The sequence below is a fragment of the Rhodoferax sp. BLA1 genome (genome assembly GCF_013416775.1).
Lineage (GTDB): Bacteria > Pseudomonadota > Gammaproteobacteria > Burkholderiales > Burkholderiaceae_C > Rhodoferax.
Genome location: NZ_SZVI01000013.1, coordinates 740,820 through 762,069, shown reverse-complemented (window position 1 = coordinate 762,069; position 21,250 = coordinate 740,820). Strand labels below are relative to the sequence as shown.

21 protein-coding genes are annotated in these 21,250 nt (G+C 58.4%); 9 read left to right on the top strand and 12 right to left on the bottom strand.

Annotated features, from left to right (window positions below; all coding sequences use genetic code 11):
• Nucleotides 1–11 precede the first annotated feature (11 nt).
• Both FDG13_RS19035 and bchF read right to left on the bottom strand, forming a co-directional pair.
• Nucleotides 12–1,298, bottom strand: coding sequence for a ferredoxin:protochlorophyllide reductase (ATP-dependent) subunit N (locus FDG13_RS19035; RefSeq protein WP_180132245.1), 1,287 nt, complete (start codon nt 1,296–1,298; stop codon nt 12–14).
• A complete protein-coding gene (bchF, locus tag FDG13_RS19030; RefSeq protein ID WP_180132244.1) occupies nt 1,295–1,825 on the bottom strand; it encodes a 2-vinyl bacteriochlorophyllide hydratase in 531 nt (176 codons plus the stop codon). The genes FDG13_RS19035 and bchF overlap by 4 nt, the downstream gene beginning before the upstream one ends.
• A gap of 164 nt (nt 1,826–1,989) precedes the next feature.
• On the opposite strand from bchF, the gene FDG13_RS19025 reads away from it, so the two are divergent.
• The 6 genes from FDG13_RS19025 (at nt 1,990) to FDG13_RS19000 (ending at nt 8,200) form a co-directional block, all read left to right on the top strand.
• Complete coding sequence (locus FDG13_RS19025) at nt 1,990–2,763, top strand: cobalamin-dependent protein (protein WP_180132243.1); 774 nt, start codon at nt 1,990–1,992, stop codon at nt 2,761–2,763.
• Between the two features lie 58 nt (nt 2,764–2,821).
• Nucleotides 2,822–4,216, top strand: coding sequence for a transcriptional regulator PpsR (gene ppsR, locus FDG13_RS19020; protein WP_180132242.1), 1,395 nt, complete (start codon nt 2,822–2,824; stop codon nt 4,214–4,216).
• Between the two features lie 66 nt (nt 4,217–4,282).
• Nucleotides 4,283–5,170, top strand: coding sequence for a chlorophyll synthase ChlG (chlG, locus tag FDG13_RS19015; protein WP_180132241.1), 888 nt, complete (start codon nt 4,283–4,285; stop codon nt 5,168–5,170).
• Nucleotides 5,167–6,528, top strand: coding sequence for a BCD family MFS transporter (locus tag FDG13_RS19010; RefSeq protein WP_180132240.1), 1,362 nt, complete (start codon nt 5,167–5,169; stop codon nt 6,526–6,528). Before chlG ends, FDG13_RS19010 begins: the two co-directional genes overlap by 4 nt.
• Nucleotides 6,525–7,718 carry a geranylgeranyl diphosphate reductase gene (locus FDG13_RS19005; protein ID WP_180132239.1) on the top strand — a complete coding sequence of 398 codons (1,194 nt, stop codon included), beginning with the start codon at nt 6,525–6,527 and terminating at the stop codon, nt 7,716–7,718. Before FDG13_RS19010 ends, FDG13_RS19005 begins: the two co-directional genes overlap by 4 nt.
• Nucleotides 7,715–8,200 (top strand): TspO/MBR family protein, encoded by a 486-nt coding sequence (locus tag FDG13_RS19000; RefSeq protein WP_180132238.1) that lies wholly within the window; start codon nt 7,715–7,717, stop codon nt 8,198–8,200. Before FDG13_RS19005 ends, FDG13_RS19000 begins: the two co-directional genes overlap by 4 nt.
• Here FDG13_RS19000 and bchO read toward each other — a convergent pair.
• The 4 genes from bchO to FDG13_RS18980 all read right to left on the bottom strand — a co-directional run bounded on the left by bchO (nt 8,181) and on the right by FDG13_RS18980 (nt 12,915).
• Entirely contained in the window at nt 8,181–9,080 is a 900-nt protein-coding gene (bchO, locus tag FDG13_RS18995; protein WP_180132237.1) for an alpha/beta fold hydrolase BchO, read from the bottom strand. The genes FDG13_RS19000 and bchO overlap by 20 nt on opposite strands.
• Nucleotides 9,081–10,880: a magnesium chelatase subunit D gene (locus tag FDG13_RS18990; protein WP_180132236.1), complete on the bottom strand. Its 1,800-nt coding sequence runs from the start codon at nt 10,878–10,880 to the stop codon at nt 9,081–9,083.
• On the bottom strand, nt 10,877–11,896 hold the full coding sequence (gene bchI, locus FDG13_RS18985; RefSeq protein ID WP_180132235.1) for a magnesium chelatase ATPase subunit I: 1,020 nt from the start codon (nt 11,894–11,896) through the stop codon (nt 10,877–10,879). The genes FDG13_RS18990 and bchI overlap by 4 nt, the downstream gene beginning before the upstream one ends.
• A gap of 98 nt (nt 11,897–11,994) precedes the next feature.
• Nucleotides 11,995–12,915 carry an inositol monophosphatase family protein gene (locus FDG13_RS18980; protein WP_180132234.1) on the bottom strand — a complete coding sequence of 307 codons (921 nt, stop codon included), beginning with the start codon at nt 12,913–12,915 and terminating at the stop codon, nt 11,995–11,997.
• A gap of 111 nt (nt 12,916–13,026) precedes the next feature.
• On the opposite strand from FDG13_RS18980, the gene FDG13_RS18975 reads away from it, so the two are divergent.
• Nucleotides 13,027–13,812 (top strand): RNA methyltransferase, encoded by a 786-nt coding sequence (locus FDG13_RS18975; protein ID WP_180132233.1) that lies wholly within the window; start codon nt 13,027–13,029, stop codon nt 13,810–13,812.
• A gap of 9 nt (nt 13,813–13,821) precedes the next feature.
• On the top strand, nt 13,822–14,595 hold the full coding sequence (gene cysE, locus FDG13_RS18970; RefSeq protein ID WP_180132232.1) for a serine O-acetyltransferase: 774 nt from the start codon (nt 13,822–13,824) through the stop codon (nt 14,593–14,595).
• A 65-nt stretch (nt 14,596–14,660) separates the two neighbouring features.
• On the opposite strand, the gene FDG13_RS18965 is transcribed toward cysE, so the two are convergent.
• From FDG13_RS18965 to yjgA, 3 genes are all read right to left on the bottom strand, one after another.
• The gene (locus tag FDG13_RS18965; protein WP_180132231.1) at nt 14,661–15,677 is read right to left on the bottom strand and encodes a hypothetical protein; all 1,017 of its coding nucleotides are present in this window, start codon (nt 15,675–15,677) and stop codon (nt 14,661–14,663) included.
• Between the two features lie 96 nt (nt 15,678–15,773).
• A complete protein-coding gene (gene mog, locus FDG13_RS18960; RefSeq protein WP_180132230.1) occupies nt 15,774–16,373 on the bottom strand; it encodes a molybdopterin adenylyltransferase in 600 nt (199 codons plus the stop codon).
• A complete protein-coding gene (yjgA, locus tag FDG13_RS18955; protein WP_180132229.1) occupies nt 16,370–17,023 on the bottom strand; it encodes a ribosome biogenesis factor YjgA in 654 nt (217 codons plus the stop codon). The genes mog and yjgA overlap by 4 nt, the downstream gene beginning before the upstream one ends.
• 73 nt (nt 17,024–17,096) lie before the next feature.
• On the opposite strand from yjgA, the gene pmbA reads away from it, so the two are divergent.
• The gene (gene pmbA, locus FDG13_RS18950) at nt 17,097–18,539 is read left to right on the top strand and encodes a metalloprotease PmbA (RefSeq protein WP_180132228.1); all 1,443 of its coding nucleotides are present in this window, start codon (nt 17,097–17,099) and stop codon (nt 18,537–18,539) included.
• Between the two features lie 64 nt (nt 18,540–18,603).
• Here pmbA and FDG13_RS18945 read toward each other — a convergent pair whose 3' ends face one another.
• The 3 genes from FDG13_RS18945 to FDG13_RS18935 all read right to left on the bottom strand — a co-directional run bounded on the left by FDG13_RS18945 (nt 18,604) and on the right by FDG13_RS18935 (nt 21,239).
• Nucleotides 18,604–18,933, bottom strand: coding sequence for a FlxA-like family protein (locus FDG13_RS18945; RefSeq protein WP_180132227.1), 330 nt, complete (start codon nt 18,931–18,933; stop codon nt 18,604–18,606).
• A 251-nt stretch (nt 18,934–19,184) separates the two neighbouring features.
• Nucleotides 19,185–20,336 (bottom strand): branched-chain amino acid ABC transporter substrate-binding protein, encoded by a 1,152-nt coding sequence (locus tag FDG13_RS18940; RefSeq protein ID WP_180132226.1) that lies wholly within the window; start codon nt 20,334–20,336, stop codon nt 19,185–19,187.
• Between the two features lie 144 nt (nt 20,337–20,480).
• Nucleotides 20,481–21,239, bottom strand: a complete 759-nt coding sequence (locus FDG13_RS18935) for an amino acid ABC transporter ATP-binding protein (RefSeq protein ID WP_218942791.1) — start codon at nt 21,237–21,239, stop codon at nt 20,481–20,483.
• Between the last annotated feature and the right edge of the window lie 11 nt (nt 21,240–21,250).

Sequence of the window (21,250 nt, the reverse complement as noted above, 5' to 3'; positions counted from 1 at the left end):
TGACGTGATGTCTAAGCGACTAGTTTGAGTTTGCGTGCCAAAGGTCGGCTGAACAGGGCTGCCAAGTCCCCCGCCTGCTCGTACCCTTGAATAGGAGTGAACACCAGTTCGATAGACCACTTGGTGGTGAACCCTTTTGCTTCGAGCGGGTTGGCCAAGCCAAGACCACAGACGATCAAATCGGGCTGGTCTGCATCACACCGATCCAACTGCAGTTCCAGTGATTGACCTTCACTTAAACGTGTATTGCTAGGAAGCTGTTCAAGTTCAAGTGCCATGATCTGGCGATGTAAGTAGGGCGTGCCGACTTCCAATAACTTCATATGAAGTTCTTGGTAGACAAATCGAGCGAGCGGTATCTCAAGCTGGGAATCAGGCAGGAAGGTGATGCTTTTGCCTTGCAGTTGCGTGCGGTGACGCGCTACCGATTGCTCCGCTCTTTGGCGAGGTGCCTGTGTGGCTTCTTCAAACTGATTGTTATCAATGGCAAACGCCTGGGCAATTACCCGCAACCATTGGGTTGTGCCTTCCGCGCCGAGCGGGAAAGGTGCATCAAGACGTTTCACACCTTTGGATTCAAGTTGCTTTGCTGTGTCAGCGAGAAAGGGCTGAGCCAGCACACACACAGTCTCTGGGCCAATGGCGGGGAGTGCTGTGCTTCTGCGGGGCGGGAAAAAATCAAATCGCTCAATCCCCATTTTGCGAAGCAAGGCGCTTAATTGGTCTTCAACCACATCCGCCAGGGTGCCTACGATGAGCAAGTGTTTGCCCTGGGTTGTTCTAGAAGGCAAAGTCTGTGCCAAAGCAGCCAGGCAGGCATCTTCACCTTGCGTAAACGTGGTTTCAATGCCGCTGCCCGAGTAACTAAGAACCCGGGTGTGTGGCATGTGTTGTCTGCTGAGCCTTTCTGCTGCCCGTGACAAGTCAAGCTTGATCACCTCAGAAGGACAGGACCCCACCAAAAAGAGCAACTTGATGTCTTGGCGGCGGGCGAGCAGTTCGGACACCACGCGGTCCAACTCATCGTTGGCGTCGGCAATACCAGCGAGATCACGCTCGTCAATGATTGCGGTGCCAAAACGTGGCTCTGCAAAAATCATGACCCCTGCAGCTGACTGAATCAAATGCGCGCAGGTGCGTGAACCCACCACCAGAAAGAAGGCATCCTGTATTTTGCGGTGCAGCCAAATGATGCCCGTGAGGCCGCAAAAAACCTCCCTTTGTCCCTTTTCAGAGATGACCGGTGTGTTGGTGCATCCCAAGGCGTCTGTGCTGCGGATAGGAATCACCTGACTCACACTGCACCTTCCGTTCGAACATGTAATTGACTTTGATCAGCTTCTGCCGAGCGCAAACCTTCCGCCTGCAAGCGAGCCGCTCTCAACTTCAGCAAAAACTGAGCTGCGTTGATGCAATAAGTGGCATAAGCAGCGATGGCTAACCAAAGTTGTTGTGTGGGTGTGATAGCGCCCGTCCACCATGCATACAAATAAGCGGTATGCAAGGCCAGAACCAGCATGCTGAACACGTCTTCCCAAAAAAAAGCAGGTGCAAAAAGGTACTGACCGAACACCACTTTTTCCCATATGCAGCCGGTCAGCATGATGGTGTAGAGCGTCAATGTTTTGACGACCACTGAGAGAAGCGCAGCGGATTCACCTTCGCCCGTCATGAGGCAACGGACAACAAGCCCCAAACTGATCAGAAAGACCAAAAATTGCAAGGGAGCCAGAACACCTTGAACCAGTGTCCAGATCGACTGATCTCTTCGACGCTTTTGCTCCGGGCTGTAAAGCATTTTGTGACTTGAAACAGAATTTGACATGTGCTCTGATGAAAGAACTTCAGGCGGTCACTGTAGCTGTTGCTGTTTAAAGTGTCAACATAACTTGACGTATTATTTTTTTTACATTGTCGGAGTTTCCCGGTAAAATGTTTATATAGACACAGTTAAGACTTTCCAGGTTGAAACTGCTGGCGTAGCTTTGTGTGAAAGTCTCGCCCATCCACTTCCCGTATGGAGAAAGTGGTGGTTGCGGTGTGGGCCTGTTTCAGCAGGAAAATATGTCTTTAATTCGGGCTAGTGCAGGCCTTGGCGTTTTTGGTCCGCGCGATATAGAAGTTTTGGCTGAGGCGTGTATATGTCAGTATGACGCTGCACTTGCTAAGGTTCAAGCCTGGCTTGGCGCAGGTGTTGATCTTGAAGACATCTATTTGGATGGGCTGGCAGCCGCTGCTCGCCTGATGGGTGAATGGTGGTTGTCTGATCGGATAGATTTTGTCAAGGTGACAATAGGCGTTCATAGTCTGCAGCAAATTCTCTATGAGCTTAGTCCCCAATTCTTACAGCGAGCTAACCAGAAGTTCAACGGTTATCGGGCGATTTTCTTTTTGGCGCCCAATTCTCAGCATAGTTTTGGCTCGGTTATGGTGGCTGAGTTTTTTCGGCGTGAAGGATGGAAAGTGTCGAACGTTGCACCGGAATCAGAGTCTGACGTGGTGAAAGAACTGTCGCAACAGTGGTTTGAAGTGGTTGGTTTGTCGGTCTGCTCTGACCGAGGGTGGCCAGCCATGAAATCACTCATCGCAAAAGCCAGGCAGGCGTCGCTCAATCCTCGTGTCCAGATCATGATTGGTGGTCCTATGGTGGACTTGAACCCTGATTTGGCGGCAGTGCTAGGTGCAGATTTGGTTGGTGGTGATGCGCGGGTGTCACAGCGACTTGCTCGGCAAAGCATCAAGAGGCTGGAGCTTGCAACTTGAACTATGTGTGTGACAGAAGTATCTGAATCGACGAATTTAACCTCATCAAGATGTCCCAATGAAGCTCGGTAATTTGTCAGGAGAGGCTTTTGACCGGCTGGTGCGCGTGGCCTTTGATGTCGCACTGATCGTGGATAAAGACGGCGTGATAGAGGACATTTTTGTTCGTAAGTCTGAGTTGCTTGCATTGGGTTGCCAGTCCTGGGCAGGGCGTTCATGGACCAGTGTTGTCACCAGTGAAAGCCGTGGCAAGATTTTGGAAATGCTGACTTCGTGTCACTCCAGTGAAGAATTGCGCTGGCGCCATGTGAATCACGGCGTTGGCAATGGCACCGACCTGCCAATGCAGTATGCCGTGATGAGCTTGGGTGACGATGGGCGAGTCTTGGCGTTGGGGCGCGATATGGAAGCTATCGCGATTCTTCAGCGACGTTTGATTGAAACCCAGCAGTCTATTGAGCGGGACTATCTGCGGCTTCGGCACATTGAGACCAAATACCGCATCCTCTTTGAAACCGGCAATGAGGCTGTCTTGTTGGTGGATGGTTTGAGCTTCCGAGTGTTGGATGCGAACTCCAGCGCACAGGTCTTCGTGAAAGACAGCAACAAGAAGCTGGTCGGTCGCGACATCACCGAATGTTTTGAGACTGTTTACAGGGACGAGATTCAGTCGCTGTTGCGTATGGCGCACGCCACGGGTCGCATCGAGATGTGTCGTGCCAGATTTGTCGGTGCCACAGGCGATTGCACGGTGTCTGCTTCTGTCTTCCGGCAGGAAAGTGGGCCACATTTTCTGATGCGTTTGTTGCCACATGGCATGGTCGCCAAGCCCACGTCGGCAGCGGATCAGCAACTGCTCTTCAGTGAGGCACTTGAACATTCCCCTGACGGATTTGCCCTGACTGACCGAGCGGGGGTCATCAAGTCTGCCAACGCAGAACTGATGACGATGCTGGGTGTGACCGCTTTGTCGCAGTTGGCCGGTCAACCTCTGGAGAACTGGTTGGTGCGCGGGGGGGTTGACTGGGGTGTGTTGTTGACAAATTTGCGTTCACAAACGCTTGTGAAGAACTTTTCGACTGAATTGCGAGTCATGGCGGGTTCAACCGTTGCTGTGGAAATCTCTGCGCTGACTCTTAACACCGATCAAGCGTACTATGCCTTTTACATCCGTGATGTTGAGCGGATTCGTATCAAGGAGACGCCGGTAACCAATGGCATGGTGAGTTCGGTTGCTGAACTGTCCAAACTGGTGGGCCGCATGCCAATGAAAGACATTGTGGGGGAAACCGTCGACATGATCGAAAAGATGTGTATCCAGTCCGCACTCGAATTGACCAAGAACAATCGCGCATCTGCAGCAGAAATGCTGGGCCTGTCCAGGCAAAGTCTTTACGTCAAATTGCGGCGGTTTGAGATGGTCAGTGACATGGAAGTCAGCAGTATTCACTGATTGATATTTGACAACTAAAGTGTAAGTATTAGTTGACATGTTGTCTGTCTGGGTGAAAATCCAGAGATGGCCCGACCTTCGCTTTCCACAGTCGCAGAACTGCTCAAACCGATTACTTGGTTCCCGCCTATGTGGGCTTTTTCGTGTGGTGTTGTGGCCTCCGCACAAAGCTTCAGCGCAAACTGGGTCCTGATTTTCCTAGGGTTGGTCTTGACCGGGCCGCTGGTTTGCGCCAGCAGTCAGGCTGTCAATGATTGGTTTGACCGCCATGTGGATGCCATCAATGAACCCAATCGCCCCATTCCTTCGGGGCGTATGCCAGGGCATTGGGGCCTTTATGTGGCTGTTTTATGGACTTTTTTGTCACTGATCTGGGCCTGGGGTTTGGGTGTTTGGGGGTTTTGGGCCTGTACTTTGGGTTTGGCGCTGGCCTGGGCTTACAGCGCACCTCCTTTTCGTTTGAAACTCAATGGCTGGTGGGGCAATACCGCCTGTGCTTTGAGTTATGAAGGCTTGGCCTGGGTCACAGGTGGCGCCGTGATGTTGGGTGGGGCGTTGCCACACGTCGACTCGCTGATTTTGGCCTTGCTGTACAGCGTGGGTGCACATGGCATCATGACGCTCAATGATTTCAAGGCCATTGAAGGCGACAAGCAGATGGGCGTGCGCTCATTGCCCGTGCAACTCGGCCCATTGGGCGCCGCCCAGGCTGCCTGCGCCATCATGCTTGTTCCGCAACTGGCGGTGGTGGGTTTATTGCTGTTTTGGTCGCAACCTTGGCACGCTGCAGGTGTCTTGGTGCTTGTGCTGGCGCAACTCCCTCTGATGCTGTCTTTTGTACGTCAGCCGATTGAAAAGGCTTTGATGCTCAGCGCATTTGGCGTGCCACTGTATGTATCCGGCATGATGGTCAGTGCTTGGGCGCTGCACTTTCTTCATCAGGTGTCAGCATGAGTTCAACACGTGTGTTTGGTTGGCTGGATGTGGCACGGCTGGGTTTGGTGCAAGCCTGTATGGGTGCCGTGGTGGTGGTTACAACATCCACACTCAACCGGATCATGGTGGTTGAACTGGCGTTGCCGGCGCTGTTGCCAGGGATTTTGGTAGCGCTGCACTACCTGGTGCAGATGGTGCGGCCTCGCATGGGGTTTGGCGCCGACCAGGGGCGACGCTGTACACCATGGATGCTGGGAGGTGTGATCGTGCTCGCCCTGGGCGGGGTGTTGGCGTCGGTGGCCACGGTGCTGATGCAAACTGCGTTTGGTCTGGGCTTGGCCCTGTGTGTTGTTGCCTTCTCCATGATTGGTCTGGGCGTGAGTGCATGCGGCACCTCCTTGCTGGTTCTGATGGCCAAGCGTGTGCCCGACAGTCGGCGCGCTCCCGCTGCCACCCTGGTCTGGATGATGATGATTTTTGGCTTTGCGATGACAGCGATCACAGTAGGCAAACTGATTGATCCCTACACGCCTGAACAACTCATTCGTGTGACTGCCGGTCTGGCTGTGCTGGTGGTCGCTGTGGCCGCATTGAGTTTGTGGGGGCTCGAAGGAAAGGTCGCCGAAGGTACCGATACCGCTCCTGCCAATGCTGCGTCGGGTGAACGCTCCGCCCGCCAGTTCAAGGAAACACTTGTTCAGGTGTGGCGTGAGCCCCAGGCCAGAACTTTCACCATCTTTGTGTTTTTGTCCATGTTGGCCTACAGCGCGCAGGATTTGATTCTTGAGCCTTTTGCCGGTGATGTGTTTGGTATGACACCCGGACAGACCACGCAGTTGGCTGGGTTCCAGCATGGTGCGGTCTTGGCGGGCATGTTGTGGGTGGCCTTGGTGGGTTGGGAGCGTGTCAAAGGCCGCCTGGGCAGTGTCCACAGCTGGATGGTTTGGGGGTGTGTGCTCTCAGCGGTGGCCATGTTGGGTTTGGCAACGGCGGGTGTCCAGGGGCAAAGCTGGCCTCTCAAGGCCAATATTGTTTTGCTGGGTGTTGCCAATGGCGCGTTTTCCATTGCTGCCATTACCACCATGATGCGTTTGTCTACCCAGGGTGCCCATGGCAATGAGGGTACACGCATGGGCTTGTGGGGCGCTGCCCAAGCGATTGCTTTTGGGCTGGGTGGCCTTCTGGGCACCGCCGCGAGCGACATGGCACATTGGCTGATGGCCTCCAGTGGGCTGGCCTACTCATCGGTTTTTGGTTTTGAGGCTGTGATGTTTGCGTTGTCAGCGTGGTGCGCTATTTTGGTGAATCGCAATGGTGTCGTGGCTGAGCAGACCCCAGCTTATTTTTCAACGGAATTGCAAAGGGTGCAGTCATGAATACAAGCCAATACGATGTGGTGGTCGTTGGCGGAGGGCCTTCGGGTGCAACGGCAGCAGATGATTTGGCGAGACAAGGTTGGTCGGTGCTGTTGATGGATCGGCAAGGTCGTACCAAACCCTGTGGCGGCGCCATTCCGCCACGGCTGATCAAAGACTTTGACATCCCAGACCATCTGCTGGTGGCCAAGGTGCGATGTGCACGCATGATCTCGCCCAAGAACAAGCAGGTGGACATTCACATCGAAAACGGGTTTGTCGCCATGGTCAACCGCGACAGCTTTGATGAGTGGTTGCGGGAGCGTGCGCAGTCTCACGGTGCCACGCGCCTGCGAGCCTTGTGTGACAGGATCACCCGCGATGCCGACGGTGTCGCTCGCGTGCATTTCAACCCGGTGACCGCGCAAGGCCTGGGTGAGCCCGACAGCGTGCGTGCCCGCATGGTGGTGGCGGCCGACGGAGCGCGATCGGAAATCGCTCGCCAGCACATCGAAGGTGCAGACCGGACCAAATACGTCTTTGCCTACCACGAGATCGTTCGTGCGCCGGTGCTGGATCCGACCCATGATCCCGAACGTTGTGATGTTTATTACCAGGGGCCGATTTCTCCCGATTTTTACGGCTGGGTGTTTCCCCATGGTGACACCATGAGTGTGGGCACGGGCAGCGCTGACAAAGGTTTTTCACTGCGTGGTTCGGTGGGCAAATTGCGCGAAATCGCTGGCCTCAGCGAGGTCGAAACACTGCGTCGTGAGGGGGCTCCGATTCCGCTCAAACCCTTGCCACGCTGGGAAAATGGCCGCGACATCGTGCTCACCGGTGACGCCGCCGGGGTGGTGGCACCCGCCTCGGGTGAAGGCATTTATTACGCCATGGCCTGTGGGCGCATGGTGGCGGAAGCGGTCCAACAGGCGCTCAAGACCGGTGATGCCGCCTGTTTGAAACTGGCGCGCAAACAATTCCTCAAAGAACATGGCCGGGTCTTCTGGATTCTTGGCTTGCTGCAACATTTCTGGTATCAGAACGACAAACGCCGTGAACGTTTTGTCAAAGTCTGTGAAGACCCCGATGTGCAGCGCTTGACCTTCGAGTCCTACATGAACAAAAAACTGGTTCGCAAAAAACCCATGGCCCATATCCGTATCTTTTTCAAAGACCTGGCACATCTGTTGGGTTTCGCCCGCGTATGAAGCGTTTTGGAGGGTGGCAAACCCTGTTCATTGCTTTTGTTGTCAGCTTTGGCACAGCCAGCATTGGCTCCTGGCTCACCGATCTGGGCCCGTGGTATTTCTCACTGAAGCAACCATCCTGGAAACCACCGGACGCCGCTTTTGGGGTGATCTGGTCGGTGATCTTTTTTTTGCTGGTGTTCAGCGGCTCATTGGCTTGGACCGCAGCCCCGACCAAGGCGCGCAAGCGTTTTGTGCTGGGCTTGTTTGTGGTCAATGCCCTGGTCAATATATCGTGGAGCGCACTCTACTTTGGCCTGCATCGGCCTGACTGGGCCATGGTCGAGTGGGTCGCCTTGTGGCTCTCGGTGTTTTCACTGGTGTGGTTCTTGTGGCGTGAATCACGCTGGGCATCCATCTTGATCTTGCCTTACCTGACGTGGGTGAGTGCCGCAGGTGTCTTGAACTGGACCACCATTGCGCTCAACGGGCCGTTTGCTTAACCCACTCCAGTATCTGTTCGCTCACGACAGTTGGCTCTTCCTCGTGGGCCAGGTGACCCAGGCCAGCCAGGGTCCGGCTGGTGGTCTTTGGCAAAAGGTTCATGGTTTCAGCGGCTAGGCTTGCCGGGATGGTCCGGTCGTTCGCTCCCAACAGCATGAACACCGGGCCAGTCAGTTGCGGCAACTGTTGCGCGAGCCGGTTCAGTCGCCAGGCGGCCATCATGGCCAAGACACCCCTGACATGTGATGGTGTTTGCAACAGTCTTTGGTAATAACTCAGTGCCTCCTCGTCCAAATGCGAGCCGGTGCTTTGCAACAAATTACGCACCACCGCTGGTTTGGCTGCCTGCTTGGCAAAAAGCACCCCTGACAAAGGGTTGAGGGCCAGCAATTTGGCGGTTGGCGGAAACAGCCAACTGGCCAAACCGGTCAAAGGTAACCAAGCCGGGTTCAGGCCGATCAGCGCGGGGGTTGGCCCTTTGCCATGTTTGAGGATGAGTTGCGCTCCCACGGCCGCACCCGCCGAGTGCCCGACGATGGCACTTGGCCACAGCTTCAAATGGGCCAGCAACTCCGCCAGACTCGCGGTCATGTGGTCGAGCGAATTGCTTTTCTTGGTGTTCCAGTAGCTGAACGCATGCCCGGGCAGATCCGGGCAGATCACGGTATGGTGTTTAGCCAGGCTCAGCACCAGGTCGCGCCAGGAGTGTGTCGATGCACCGGTGCCATGCAACAGCAGCAGCACCGGGCCATGGCCAAAGGTCTGCACATGCCAGACCTGACCATGAACTGTGACAAAACGGCTGTGCGAAGTGTGTGGCCAGCTCTTGCGGTTGGCCTCCCAGTCCATGGGCGGGTAGAACGTGTCCCAGAGGGCCATTCAGGCTCTGCGCACCTGCGCACTCAGGTCTTGCACCACCGACGCCATACGTTGCGCATGGACATAGGGCATCGGGAAATAGTTGGCGCCCATCAGATTGGCCAGGTTCTGGGCCTGTGGTTCGGGTTGTGGCGCAGTGTCGATCCACAGAGAGGGGTAACCCGTCAGGCGCCAATGCTGCGCCAGGGTTTGGGCATCTTCCCGCGCCTGCGCTCGGCCACCGGTGCCGGCCAGACTGACATTGGCGCGACCGTCGCTCAGGATCACTAGCATCGGGGTGGAACCAGCGCGGTGCAGCATTTGCGCCTGCAACAAAGCCGCCTGGATGCCACTGGCCAGCGGTGTACCGCCACCACCGGGCAGGCCACCCAGCGCACGTTTGGCGCGCACCAGCGACCGTGTCGGGGGTAACAGCACCTGGGCAGTGGCGAGCCGAAAACCAATCACACAGACACTGTCGCGCCGGGCATAAGACTGTTCCAGCAGCAGTTCCACCGCACCTTTGGCCTCGGCAAGCCGGTGTTGTGCGGCCGAGCCGGAGGCATCGAGCGCAAAAATCAGGCAGGACGGGGTCTGTTGGGCGTAACGTTGCACATGGAAGTCGTCGCTGCGAATGACCACACGCCCGGAGCCCGGGTTGTTCTGCCGCAGGCGTTGTTTGGGTGCTGCGTTCACCAGCGTGGCCAGCACGTGCAGCCGTGCACCCGCACTGGGTTTGCCGGGTCGCGGTGTCAGTGGCCGACCGCGCAGCTTGCTGGTCTTGGCCTGGCCGCTGTTGCCCAGCCCGTGCGCTGCCTTGGTGCTGGCTTTGCCCATGAGCAGGCGGTCCAGCAGCTTGGGTGGCAAGCTGGCCAATGCAGCGGCGAGCAACACATCTTCCAGCGCTTCAGGTGGTTCGGGCTCCTGCTCGTCCTCTGGTGGCGGTTCAGGCGGCTCGCTGTCGGGCTCCTGCTCCGGCGGCGGTTCTTCCGGCTCTTCGGGTGGTGGTGGCTCTTGTTCCTCGTCCTGAGGTTGGGCGGGCATGCGGGTGGCACGTGGTCCCAGCACCAGTCGGGCCGCCAGCTGCAGATCGCTTTGCTCCACCGCATCACGGCCTTCCAAAGCCGCACAGACGCAGGCCAGGCGCAGCGCCATGAGGGGCGGGCGCAAGCTGTCCACGCCTAGCGCGAGTGCGGTCTGGCACAGCGCTTCTACCTGTTCGTGGCTGGTTTGCATCTGCTGCAGCAGCGCGATGGCTTCCTGCAGTTCAGATTGCCCCAGCGCTTCCAGCGTGTTGTTGCTTTGCGTCATGGAGACATCACGCAAATCCAGCCACAGGCCCAGCCGTTCGGTCAGTCCTTGTGCTGCACAGGCTTCGTCTTCTTCGGATTCGTCCAGCGCAATCACCGAAAACTGTGCCGGGCTGGTGATGTGCGCGTGGGTCGCATGCACCTGGCCCTTGTCCTGCGCCTGGGCAATGTGGGCACTGACCTTGGAGGGCAGGCGCTCGGCCATGGGCAGCACAATCACGCCACCATGGGCTTGTGCCAGCAGGCCGGGCTGGTGAACCACCTGGCCAGTTTGCAAGGTGGCCGCCAAATCCAGGCCCCCCAGCAGCCGTTCATCATCGACCTGTCCAGGCACCCGGAAAGTTTTGAGTGACGAGGCCTTGAGCAGTTGCAGCCAGTTGTCTCGCACCGGGCCGTGGGCGGCGCGTAACCAGATGCCACCCAGGCGCACCGGGTCCACCTGCAGCGCCATCAGCGCCAGCTGTGCATCCTGCCAAGCCTGGTCAGCTTGTGACAGGCCCGGGGTGTTCATGCAGGCAGCACCTCTTCCATGGCACGCTGCACACGTGCACCGGAGCCGGTGTCATCGAGCGGGTTGCGGCGCAAACGGTGGCGCAGGGCCAGTGGTGCGATGGCGCGCAAGTGGCTGCGTTCGGCCACTTTGTCACCTTGCAGTGCGGCGTAGGCGCGTGTGGCCCGCAGCAGCGTCAACTCGGCGCGCAAGCCGTCGGTGCCAAGTTTGTGGCACAACGTGGCGCACAAGAGCAGCAGCTCGTCCGACACCTCCAGGTTCTGGATGAGTTTTTTGGCGCGCACAATGCGCTGGCGCAGCTTGGTGTTGGCGGCTTCCCATTCGGCGCGAAAGGCTTGCGGGTTGCGCTCAAACGCGTCACGGCGGCGCACCACCTGCACCCGCAGGTCCAGGTCTTGTGGTGTGCGCACCTCGACCGACAGGCCAAAGCGGTCCAGCAGTTGGGGCCGCAATTCACCTTCTTCGGGGTTGCCACTGCCAACCAGCACAAAACGCGCGGGGTGCCGCACGCTCAGGCCTTCACGTTCCACCAGGTTTTCACCGGAGGCGGCCACGTCGATCAACAGGTCAACAATGTGGTCTTCGAGCAGATTGACTTCGTCGATGTACAAAAAGCCACGGTTGGCTTGGGCCAGCAGGCCTGGGGCAAACTTCTTGATGCCTTGCGACAGGGCCTTCTCCAGGTCCAGCGCACCGACCACACGGTCTTCGGTGGCTCCCAGCGGCAGGTCGACCACCGGCACCGCACGCGTCTCGGTTTTTAACTTGTGATCGACCTGGGTCTGGCAGGCTTCACACAGCGAACTTCCCGCCGGGTCGCAGCCGTAGGCGCAGTCTTTGACCACCTTGATGGGGGGCAACAGGTCCGCCAGTGCCCGCACGGCGGTGGATTTGCCGGTGCCTCGGTCACCCAAGACCAGTACACCACCGATGGTGGGGTCGACGGCCAGCATCTGGATGGCCAGCCGCATTTCTTCTTGTCCGACGATTGCTGCAAAAGGGAAAGTGAGTGCCATGAGATGTCCAAAAAAGAAACTCTGATCTGCTTCTGTCTCAACTCGACATCATATGTCAATCTGGGTTGACATATGCGGCTTTTGCAGCCCGGCGGGTGTCAAAAATCAGCGTCTGCTTCGTCTGTGGGCTTGCTTGGCAGCGTTTCTTCGGCGCTGGCGACTGCCATTTCTGCCACCGCAGCGCGTACACCTGCCTTGTCACCGGCCCCGGCGAACTTGCTGTATTTGCCCAGCAGGCCAACCATCTGGCCGTAGATGCGCGGGTTGGCTGCCAGGCATTCGTGTTGTTCCATGAAGTCCGAGTCGCCCGACAGGTTGCCCACCAGACCACCCGCCTCGGTGACCAGCAGCGAACCAGCGGCCACGTCCCAGGGTTGCAGGCCTTTTTCGAAAAAGCCGTCGGTGAAGCCTGCGGCCACATAGGCCAGGTCCAGGGCGGCGGCACCGGGGCGGCGCACACCGGCGGTGCGTTGCATGATGTCACCCAGCATGCGCAGGTAACTGGGCAGGTCATCACCGGGGCGGTAGGGGAAACCGGTGGAGATCAGGCACTCTTGCAGCCGGTTGCGTTTGGCGACCCGGATGCGGCGGTTGTTCATGTAAGAGCCGCGGCCCTTGGTGGCGGTGAACAGATCGTTGCGGCTGGGGTCGTAAATGACGGCTTGTTCCACCTTGCCACGCACCGCCAGCGCGATGCTCACGCAGTAAACCGGCAGGCCGTGGATGAAGTTGGTGGTGCCGTCCAGCGGGTCGATGATCCAGACAAACTCGGAATCACGCGCGCCGTGTTCACGGCCGGACTCTTCAGCCCAGATGCCATGGCCCGGGTACGCGCCCAGCAGAGTTTCGATGATCATCTGTTCGGAGGCCTGGTCGACCTCGGTGACAAAGTCGTTGACCTGTTTTTGCGAGACCCGCACGGATTCCACGTCGAGCGCGGCGCGGTTGATGATGGCCCCGGCAGCGCGGGCGGCTTTCACCGCCACATTGATCATTGGGTGCAGATTCGGAGAGTTCATGGTGGCTCGGTAGTGACCATGCGGGCTCTTTGGCAAGTCTGCATGGTGAGTTGTGGAGTGGCGCAGCACCCTCGTGGGGCAGCGACAATCGGTCTATTTTAACGGCCCACCATGAAGACCCGATTCATCCTGATCAACACCAGCCATGCCGGCAATGTCGGCGCCGCCGCGCGCGCCATGAAAACCATGGGTTTTGACGATCTGGTGCTGGTGGCGCCACGCTGGGCCAATGTGCTGCGCCGCGAGGAAACCATCCAGCGCGCCAGTGGCGCCACCGATGTGCTCAAAAACTGCCGCATTGTGGACACGCTCGATGAGGCGCTGGACGGCATGAGCCACCTGTGTGCCACCGCCATGACCCCGCGCGACTTCGGTCCACCTACGGTGCGGCCACGTGAGCATTTCCAGTCGCTCTTGAAACAGGAGCTGCTAGCCCAATCGGAGCAAGGGCTGGAGGCTGAAAAAGCATCCAGCTCTGGGGTAGCTTTCCTGTTTGGCTCGGAGCGTTTTGGCATGGCCAACGAAGATGTCTACCGCTGCCATGTGTGCCTGAGCATCCCGAGCAACCCGCAGTTTGGCTCGCTCAACCTGGCCGCCGCCTTGCAGGTGATTGCTTATGACTGGCGCGAGGCCTTGGGTGGTTACCCGGTGCAATCGGCCACTGTGGCACCCAGCTTGGCCGACGCCGCGCAGGTGGCAGGCATGCTGGCGCATTTGGAGCAGGCCTTGGTGGCGATTGATTTCCTCGACCCGCAGGCCCCCAAAAAACTCATGCCCCGGCTGAACCAGCTGTTCAACCGTGCCGGTGTCACCCAGGAAGAAATCCACATCCTGCGTGGCATGGCCAAAATGATGCTCAAGGCCGCGCCGTCCACGCCCTTGCCTGAATCCCACTAGACTCAAACCATGTTGTCCCGAATCCGATCCGATATCCAGTGCATTCTTGAACGTGACCCGGCTGCGCGCAGCACCTGGGAGGTGTTGACCTGTTACCCCGGCTTGCATGCGGTCATCCTGCACCGGCTGGCCCATGCCTGCTGGACGCATGGTTTGAAATGGCTGGGGCGTTTTGTCTCCCACATCACCCGCTTTTTGACCGGAATCGAAATCCACCCCGGCGCCACCATTGGTGACCGCGTGTTTTTTGACCATGCCATGGGTGTGGTGGTGGGGGAAACCGCCGAAATTGGTGACGACTGCACCATCTACCAGGGTGTGACGTTGGGTGGTACCTCGCTCTACAAGGGGGCCAAACGCCACCCGACGCTGGGGCGTGGTGTGGTGGTGGGCGCGGGTGCGCAGGTGCTCGGGGGCTTCACCGTGGGTGACGGCGCCAAGGTCGGGTCGAATGCGGTGGTGACCAAGCCGGTGCCCGCTGGTGCCACGGCAGTGGGTAACCCAGCGCGCATCATCCAAGCCGAGCTCGATGTCAAACGCGAAGAGGCCGCGTCCAAGATGGGTTTTTCTGCCTACGGTGTCACCCAAAGCGACGACCCGCTGAGCCAGGCCATGCGGGGCCTGATTGACAACGCGTCAAGCCACGAGCACCAGATTGCGATGTTGTGGAAAGCCATCGACACCTTGCAGGCCAGCCGCGACAAGACCAACTGTGTGCCCGGTGACGCCACGCTGGCTGAGCATTTTGAGGCCGACAAACTCACCCAGCTGGTGGGTAAGTAGCTGCAGTATTCATAGCTGCTAGCCCTTTATAAGCGAGGGCTAGAGGGCAATTTGACGTATTAGGTTCAAAGAACCGCTTGCAGTTTGTCAGCCAGCATCTTCAGGTTGACAAACGTCAGCTCATACATCGCCGACAGCCCGGTGGCCTGCTCATCACTGAGGTCGCTGGCACAGATGATGAATTGCTGGTGCGGAATGCCAAGGCGCTTTTTGAGCCGCAGAAACTTGTCGATCTCGCGGCGGAACTCACCGGTTTTGCATTCGATGTAGATCGGTGTTTGGCCGTTGACCAGTGCCATCACGTCGATCTCATGCAGGTCGTCGTTCGCAAACACCACTTTCACACCCCGAGCACATGAAAAGACACGGTTCTTGATTTTGAGCTGCTCAAGCAGCGTGATCAAGGCAAACCACTCCAGCCAGCCGCCCTCAAAAAACTGCCGCACCGTGGGAGCGGTCTGCAAGCCCAGGCGGACGATTTTTTCGACTTTCTGGTAACGGTAAGTGGCAAACAACGAGTGGCTGTGAAACTGGCGGCACAGGTTGTTGAGCGCCTGGGCGTCCTTCTGGCTCAGGTTGGCCAGTTCCAGATTGACGTTGCTGTGGCTGTTGCGGTAGGCCCAGCGGATGCGATTGAGCAGTTCACCATACAGTGCAAAGTTGTCACTCAGAGCACGCGCGGCGTCGTCAAAAAAGCCGGTGGTATCAACGGCTGCATGGTCAAACCGGGCCTCGATCTGGCGGGCGGCAAACCACTGTTGGAGCGGCAGATGTTGCTCGGTGGTGGCCAGTTGGCTGGTGTTGTGTATGTTGAGCTGATCCAAAGGCACGGCGGGCGGGATGGCAGACGGTGCCGGGCTGCTTGCAATGGGGTTGGCGGGTGCTGCGGGCTGGTCAGCCGCCTTCAGCGCCTCGATCTCGCGCAAGGCAGCAAAGTACTTTTCAACCAGCTTCTCGGCGAAAAAAACCGTGTCATACACACTGCTGGGGTGGGCGCAGCGTGCGCAAGGGATTTTGCTGTCAGGCAGCAGCGGGACGGTTTCAGCAATGAATCCACACTTGTTGCAGCGGTAGATCGGCATGATGGTGCGGTGAGTTGATGGGTTGTGACAGCATTTCAACTACTATGGTTATAGGAGCTACTCGCCCTTATCCAATAAGTTCCAGAGGCATATTTCTTATGTAAACGTTCGGATGGCCGCCTTGGGTCGAAAAGCCTGGCACACCGCTGCATCTGTTTCTAGGTAGGGCCCGCCAATCAGGTCAATGCAGTAGGGTACAGCGGCAAAAATGCCGGGCACCCGCTGTTTGCCGTCGGCGTCTTTGAGGCCTTCCAGCGTTTCGGCAATCGCCTTGGGTTGACCCGGCAGGTTGATGATGAGCGACTGATCCCGGATCACGGCCACCTGGCGCGACAGGATCGCGGTGGGCACAAAGGCCAGGCTGATCTGGCGCATCTGTTCACCAAAACCGGGCATTTCCTTGTGTCCCACTGCCAGCGTGGCCTCAGGTGTCACATCGCGCAGGGCGGGGCCGGTGCCGCCGGTGGTCAGCACCAGGGCGCAACCGGCTTCCACCAGACCAATCAGCGTGGCCTCAATCACGGCTTGCTCGTCCGGGATCAGGCGTGGCTCAAACTGCAGCGGGTTTTTGAGGGCGTGTGCCAGCCAGCTTTGCAGGGCTGGCAGGCCTTTGTCTTCGTAAACACCGCTGCTGGCCCGGTCGCTGATGGACACGATGCCGATCTTGACCGGTGGGTAGGGCGAGCCCGTGCTCACGATGCTTCGTTGCTGACGCTGAAGGGTGGGGTATCGGCGTCCGGATCGGGGATGGCGCCCAGGGCCTCACGCACCAGCTGGAAAATCTCGCGGTAAGCGCGGCCATGACGCACGGCAGCACCGGGTTTTTCGGGCACCGCGTCTTTGCGGGCCTGGCGGATCAGGGCGCGCAATTGCTGGGTGTCGGTGGTCGGGTACTGCTCGATCCACTGGCCTGCGGCATCGTCTTGAGAGATCAGGCGGTCGCGCCACAACTCGGCCTGGTGCAGCGCCAGATTTTCGGCGGCTGAGCCATTGGCCTGTTCGTCCAGGGCGGCGCGCACCGCGTCCACCTCGGCTGGTTCGAGCTTGCGCATCATCTTGCCGATGTATTGCATCTGGCGGCGTTTGCCCTCGAAGTTGGTGATGCGTTTGGCGTCGGCCACGGCATCGCGGAACTTGTCGCTCAGGGGCAGACGCGCCAACAGATCGGTCCGCAGGGTCAGCAGCGCTTCACCGAGTTTTTGCAGCTCGGTGCTTTCGCGCTTGAGGTCGGTGCGACTCAGATCGTCGGTGCCTTTGAGCTCGGCTTTGAGCTCAATATCGCGCTCGCTGCCCTCGGCCACAAACTCGCCGCGCACAAAATAGCCTTTTTTCAGTTTTCTTGACATAGCCAAGTATCATAGCCGCCGCTATGAATAAACCCAAACGGACCTGAGTGCCAGTCACGCAGCCGCCTTCACCATGCCTTCCATTGCTCCCAAAGCCACCCCCCGCAAACGTTCCTCCACTGTGACGCCGAGCCAGCCCAGACGCGTTCCGGCTCCTGCTGAAGCGGGTTTTGCCTACAGCCGGACTTTCTTTGAGGATCTGGTGGACAGCGCCATTCACCACGCCAAAAAGCTCGGTGCCAGCGACGCCTCGGCACATGCCTCCGAGGGCAGTGGCCTGAGTGTGTCGGTGCGCAAGGGCGAATTGGAAAACGTCGAGCGCAACCGCGACAAGTCGCTGGGCATCACGGTGCATATTGGCCAGCGCCGCGGCAATGCCAGCACCTCGGATTTTTCACAAGCGGCGATCCGGCAAACCGTGCAGGCGGCGTATGACATTGCCCGCTTCACTGCCGAGGACCCATTTGCCGCCTTGCCCGACGAGGCCGATATAGCCCAACCGAGTGAGCAGAGCACCGATCTGGACCTGTTTTTCCCCTGGGCCATCACCAGCGAGCAGGCCGCACAGCTGGCCTTGCAGACCGAGAACGCTGCCTTGAGTCTGGACAAACGCATCACCAACAGCGAAGGCGCGGGTGTGTCGGCTCAGCAGTCGCACTTTTTCAGCGCCCACACCCATGGTTTTCGCGGTGGTTATGCCAGCTCGCGTCACTCGGTGTCGGTGTCGCCGATTGCTGGCAAAGGGGCCAACATGCAGCGCGATTACTGGTACAGCTCAGAGCGCGATGCGGCCGACCTGGCCTCGCCCGAGGCGATTGGCCGTTACGCTGCCGAACGTGCGCTGAGCCGCCTCAATTCCCGCAAGATCGCCACCACCGAGTGCCCGGTGTTGTTTGAGTCCCCGTTGGCGGCGGGTTTGCTGGGCGCCTTTGTGCAGGCGGTCAGTGGTGGATCGCTCTACCGCAAGAGTTCGTATTTGCTCGATTCGCTGGGCAAACAGGTATTTCCGAAACACATCGACATCCTGGAAGACCCGTTTGTCAAACGCGCCAAAGGCAGCTCGCCGTTTGATGACGAAGGTGTGCGTGTGCAGGCGCGCAGCGTGGTGGAGGCGGGCAAGGTGCAGGGTTACTTCCTGGGCAGTTACTCAGCGCGCAAACTGGGCATGAAAACCACCGGCAACGCGGGCGGTTCACACAACCTGACACTCACCTCACGCCTGACCCGCGCGGGTGACAACCTCGATGCCATGTTGCAATGCCTGGGCACCGGCCTGTTTGTCACCGAGCTCATGGGTAGTGGTGTCAACAGCGTTACCGGCGACTATTCACGCGGTGCCAGTGGTTTCTGGGTGGAAAACGGCCGCATTGCCTTCCCGGTGGAAGAGATCACCATCGCTGGGAACATGAAAACCATGTTCAAGGACATCCTGGCGGTGGGTGCCGATACCTACAACCAGGGCGCCAAGACGGTTGGCTCAATTTTGATCAAAAAGATGAAGGTGGCCGGCAGCTGAATACTGCTGCCCTGTGCGGGCGGTGTCGCCCGCGCCGCTTTGCCGGTTGAGTGAAGCTGTTGCTTCAGATGTAGACGTCGACCTGAGAGCCCAAGGCCTTGTCGCTGCTGGCGGCAGCAGCCTGGGTTTTGTTCTGGGACGCGCTGGCCTTGCTGGCCTGTTCCTGCTGTTTCTGATTCTGAATGGCTGCAATTTGGGCCTGAATGGCCAGGATCTGCGCCTGCAACAACTGCACCTGTTGTTGCTTGGCCTTGGCCTCCATGTTGGAGGTCGCCACGTCCCTCAGTTGCTGGGTAAGGTCCTTGACCTGCTTTTGCAACTGGGCAATCTGGCTGGCGCTGCCAGCCGAACTGCTGCCAGATGTGCTCGAGGAGGAAATGCCTGTGACTTGCATACAGATGTCATCGGCACAAAACTCGCTGACTTGAGGCCTTGTGGACCAAACGGCATCAAGCTGTCGCTAGCCCCACTCTGGTTAGCATTCTATTCATGGCGAAATAGGCCTCAAGCCCTTGATCTATAAGGGCTCAATGCTCTTTATTTGATTGTTTGGCTGTGCGCCGTGCGGCCAAAAAAAACGCTGCCGCCCGGGTGGGACAACAGCGCGTTTTTTGGGGAGCCCCACTGGGTGGTGGGGCGGGTGGATCAGTTCAATGCAACACGGGCTTTGCCCTTGAAGCTGTAGAGTGTGACTGCCGGGGTGGTCAGTTCACCCTTGGGGGTGAAAGCGATGTTGGCGGTGATGCCCTTGAACTGGGTCTTGCCGATGAAAGGCACATAGACCTGCGGATCGACCGAGTTGGCGCGCTTCATCGCGTCCACCAGCACAAAGGTGGCGTCATACGCGTAGGGGCTGTAGATCTGGAACTGGCCTGGGAAACGTGCGTCGTAGCGCTTCTTCCATTCAGGGCCACCCTGCATTTTTTGCACCGAGGCGCCGCCGGTGGCGCAGGTCACGTTGGCCAGGTTGTCGGACAGGCTGGCGAGCTCAGGCAGTTTTTCGGTGCACAAGGCGTCACCACCAAACAGTTTCACATTGGGCAGACCCAGTTGCATCATCTGGCGCAGCAACGGGCCGGCTTGGGCGTCCAGGCCGCCGTAGAAGATGGCGTCGGGCTTCTTGCTCTTGATCGAGGTCAGGATGGCGGTGAAGTCGGTGGCTTTGTCGGTGGTGTATTCGTTGGCAATCACCTGCACACCACGTTGTTCGGCGGTGGCCTTGAACACGTCAGCCAGACCCTGGCCGTAGGCGGTGCGGTCGTCAATCACCGCCACCGTCTTGATCTTGAGTGTGTCGTTGGCAAAATAGGCCAGGGCTGCACCCAGCGAGTTGTCGTTGGCGATCAGGCGGTAGGTGGTGTTGAAGCCGCGTTTGGTCACGTCCGGGTTGGTGGCGGCAGCGGTGATGTGGGGCAGACCACATTTGTTGTAGATGCTGGAAGCCGGGATGGTGGTGCCCGATTGCAAATGGCCCACCACACCTGCCACTTTGGAGTCACACAGTTTTTGCGCCACGGCGGTGGCCTGGCGCGGGTCACCGGCGTCGTCTTCCGGGGCCAGTTCAAACTTGATCTTCTTGCCACCAATCACCAGCGCCTGGGCGTTGATGTCATCAATCGCCATGCGCACGCCGTTTTCTGTGTCCTTGCCAATGTGGGCAATACCGCCCGAGGTCGGGCCAGCGTGGGCGATGCGTACGGTTTGCACGTCTTGCGCATGCGCCAGGGAGGCGCTCAGGGCCAGCACAGCAGCAGCTGTCAGGGTGAGCGAAGCAGCGGAGGAAGTAAAGGTTTGCATGTGATTGATCAGAAGTTTCGAAGGTTTCAGGCGCCATGCGGCCCCTGAACCTGCGATCTTACTGTCTGCACACTTTCGGTGCGAGCGTGCACCACTTGGATCAATCCAAGTCAAGCGTGATTTACGCGGCTAATAACTGCGCGTTCAATGCCCCAGAATCTTCGACAGGAAGTCCTTGCTGCGTTCACTTTGCGGGTTGTTGAAGAAGTCGTGCGGGTTGTTCTGCTCAACAATCTGGCCCTGGTCCATGAAGATCACACGGTCGGCCACCGCCTTGGCAAACCCCATCTCGTGGGTGACACACAGCATGGTGATGCCCTCATCAGCCATGGCAATCATCACGTCGAGCACTTCCTTGATCATCTCGGGGTCGAGCGCGCTGGTGGGTTCGTCAAACAGCATGATCTTGGGCTTGAGGCACAAGGCGCGGGCAATCGCCACCCGTTGCTGCTGGCCACCCGAGAGTTGCAGCGGGTATTTGTGGGCCTGCTCGGCAATACGCACCCGCTTGAGCTGGACCATGGCCTTTTCCTCGGCCTCTTTTTTGGGGATCTTGCCGACCCACATGGGTGACAGGGTCAGGTTTTCCAGCACGGTGAGGTGTGGGAACAGGTTGAACTGCTGGAACACCATGCCAACTTCTTTGCGCACCTGGTCAATCGCCTTGATGTCGTCGGTGAGTTCCACACCGTCCACGATCAGGTGACCCTGCTGGTGTTCTTCAAGCCGGTTGATGCAGCGGATCAGCGTCGATTTGCCTGAGCCCGACGGCCCGCAGATGACAATGCGTTCGCCCTTGGCCACGCTCAGGTCAATGTCGCGCAACACATGGAAGTTGTTGCCGTACCACTTGTTGACTTTGTCAAACGTGATGATGGGGGAGATGGTGTTGGTTTCAGCCATGGTGGTGTTTG

Coding starts and splice junctions, on each gene's coding strand:
- bchF (WP_180132244.1), bottom strand. CDS start 1,825: ATGTCAAATTCTGTTTCAAGTCACAAAATGCTTTACAGCCCGGAGCAA.
- ppsR (WP_180132242.1), top strand. CDS start 2,822: ATGAAGCTCGGTAATTTGTCAGGAGAGGCTTTTGACCGGCTGGTGCGC.
- chlG (WP_180132241.1), top strand. CDS start 4,283: ATGGCCCGACCTTCGCTTTCCACAGTCGCAGAACTGCTCAAACCGATT.
- FDG13_RS19010 (WP_180132240.1), top strand. CDS start 5,167: ATGAGTTCAACACGTGTGTTTGGTTGGCTGGATGTGGCACGGCTGGGT.
- FDG13_RS19005 (WP_180132239.1), top strand. CDS start 6,525: ATGAATACAAGCCAATACGATGTGGTGGTCGTTGGCGGAGGGCCTTCG.
- FDG13_RS19000 (WP_180132238.1), top strand. CDS start 7,715: ATGAAGCGTTTTGGAGGGTGGCAAACCCTGTTCATTGCTTTTGTTGTC.
- bchO (WP_180132237.1), bottom strand. CDS start 9,080: ATGGCCCTCTGGGACACGTTCTACCCGCCCATGGACTGGGAGGCCAAC.
- FDG13_RS18990 (WP_180132236.1), bottom strand. CDS start 10,880: ATGAACACCCCGGGCCTGTCACAAGCTGACCAGGCTTGGCAGGATGCA.
- bchI (WP_180132235.1), bottom strand. CDS start 11,896: ATGGCACTCACTTTCCCTTTTGCAGCAATCGTCGGACAAGAAGAAATG.
- FDG13_RS18980 (WP_180132234.1), bottom strand. CDS start 12,915: ATGAACTCTCCGAATCTGCACCCAATGATCAATGTGGCGGTGAAAGCC.
- FDG13_RS18975 (WP_180132233.1), top strand. CDS start 13,027: ATGAAGACCCGATTCATCCTGATCAACACCAGCCATGCCGGCAATGTC.
- cysE (WP_180132232.1), top strand. CDS start 13,822: ATGTTGTCCCGAATCCGATCCGATATCCAGTGCATTCTTGAACGTGAC.
- FDG13_RS18965 (WP_180132231.1), bottom strand. CDS start 15,677: ATGCCGATCTACCGCTGCAACAAGTGTGGATTCATTGCTGAAACCGTC.
- yjgA (WP_180132229.1), bottom strand. CDS start 17,023: ATGTCAAGAAAACTGAAAAAAGGCTATTTTGTGCGCGGCGAGTTTGTG.
- pmbA (WP_180132228.1), top strand. CDS start 17,097: ATGCCTTCCATTGCTCCCAAAGCCACCCCCCGCAAACGTTCCTCCACT.
- FDG13_RS18945 (WP_180132227.1), bottom strand. CDS start 18,933: ATGCAAGTCACAGGCATTTCCTCCTCGAGCACATCTGGCAGCAGTTCG.
- FDG13_RS18940 (WP_180132226.1), bottom strand. CDS start 20,336: ATGCAAACCTTTACTTCCTCCGCTGCTTCGCTCACCCTGACAGCTGCT.
- FDG13_RS18935 (WP_218942791.1), bottom strand. CDS start 21,239: ATGGCTGAAACCAACACCATCTCCCCCATCATCACGTTTGACAAAGTC.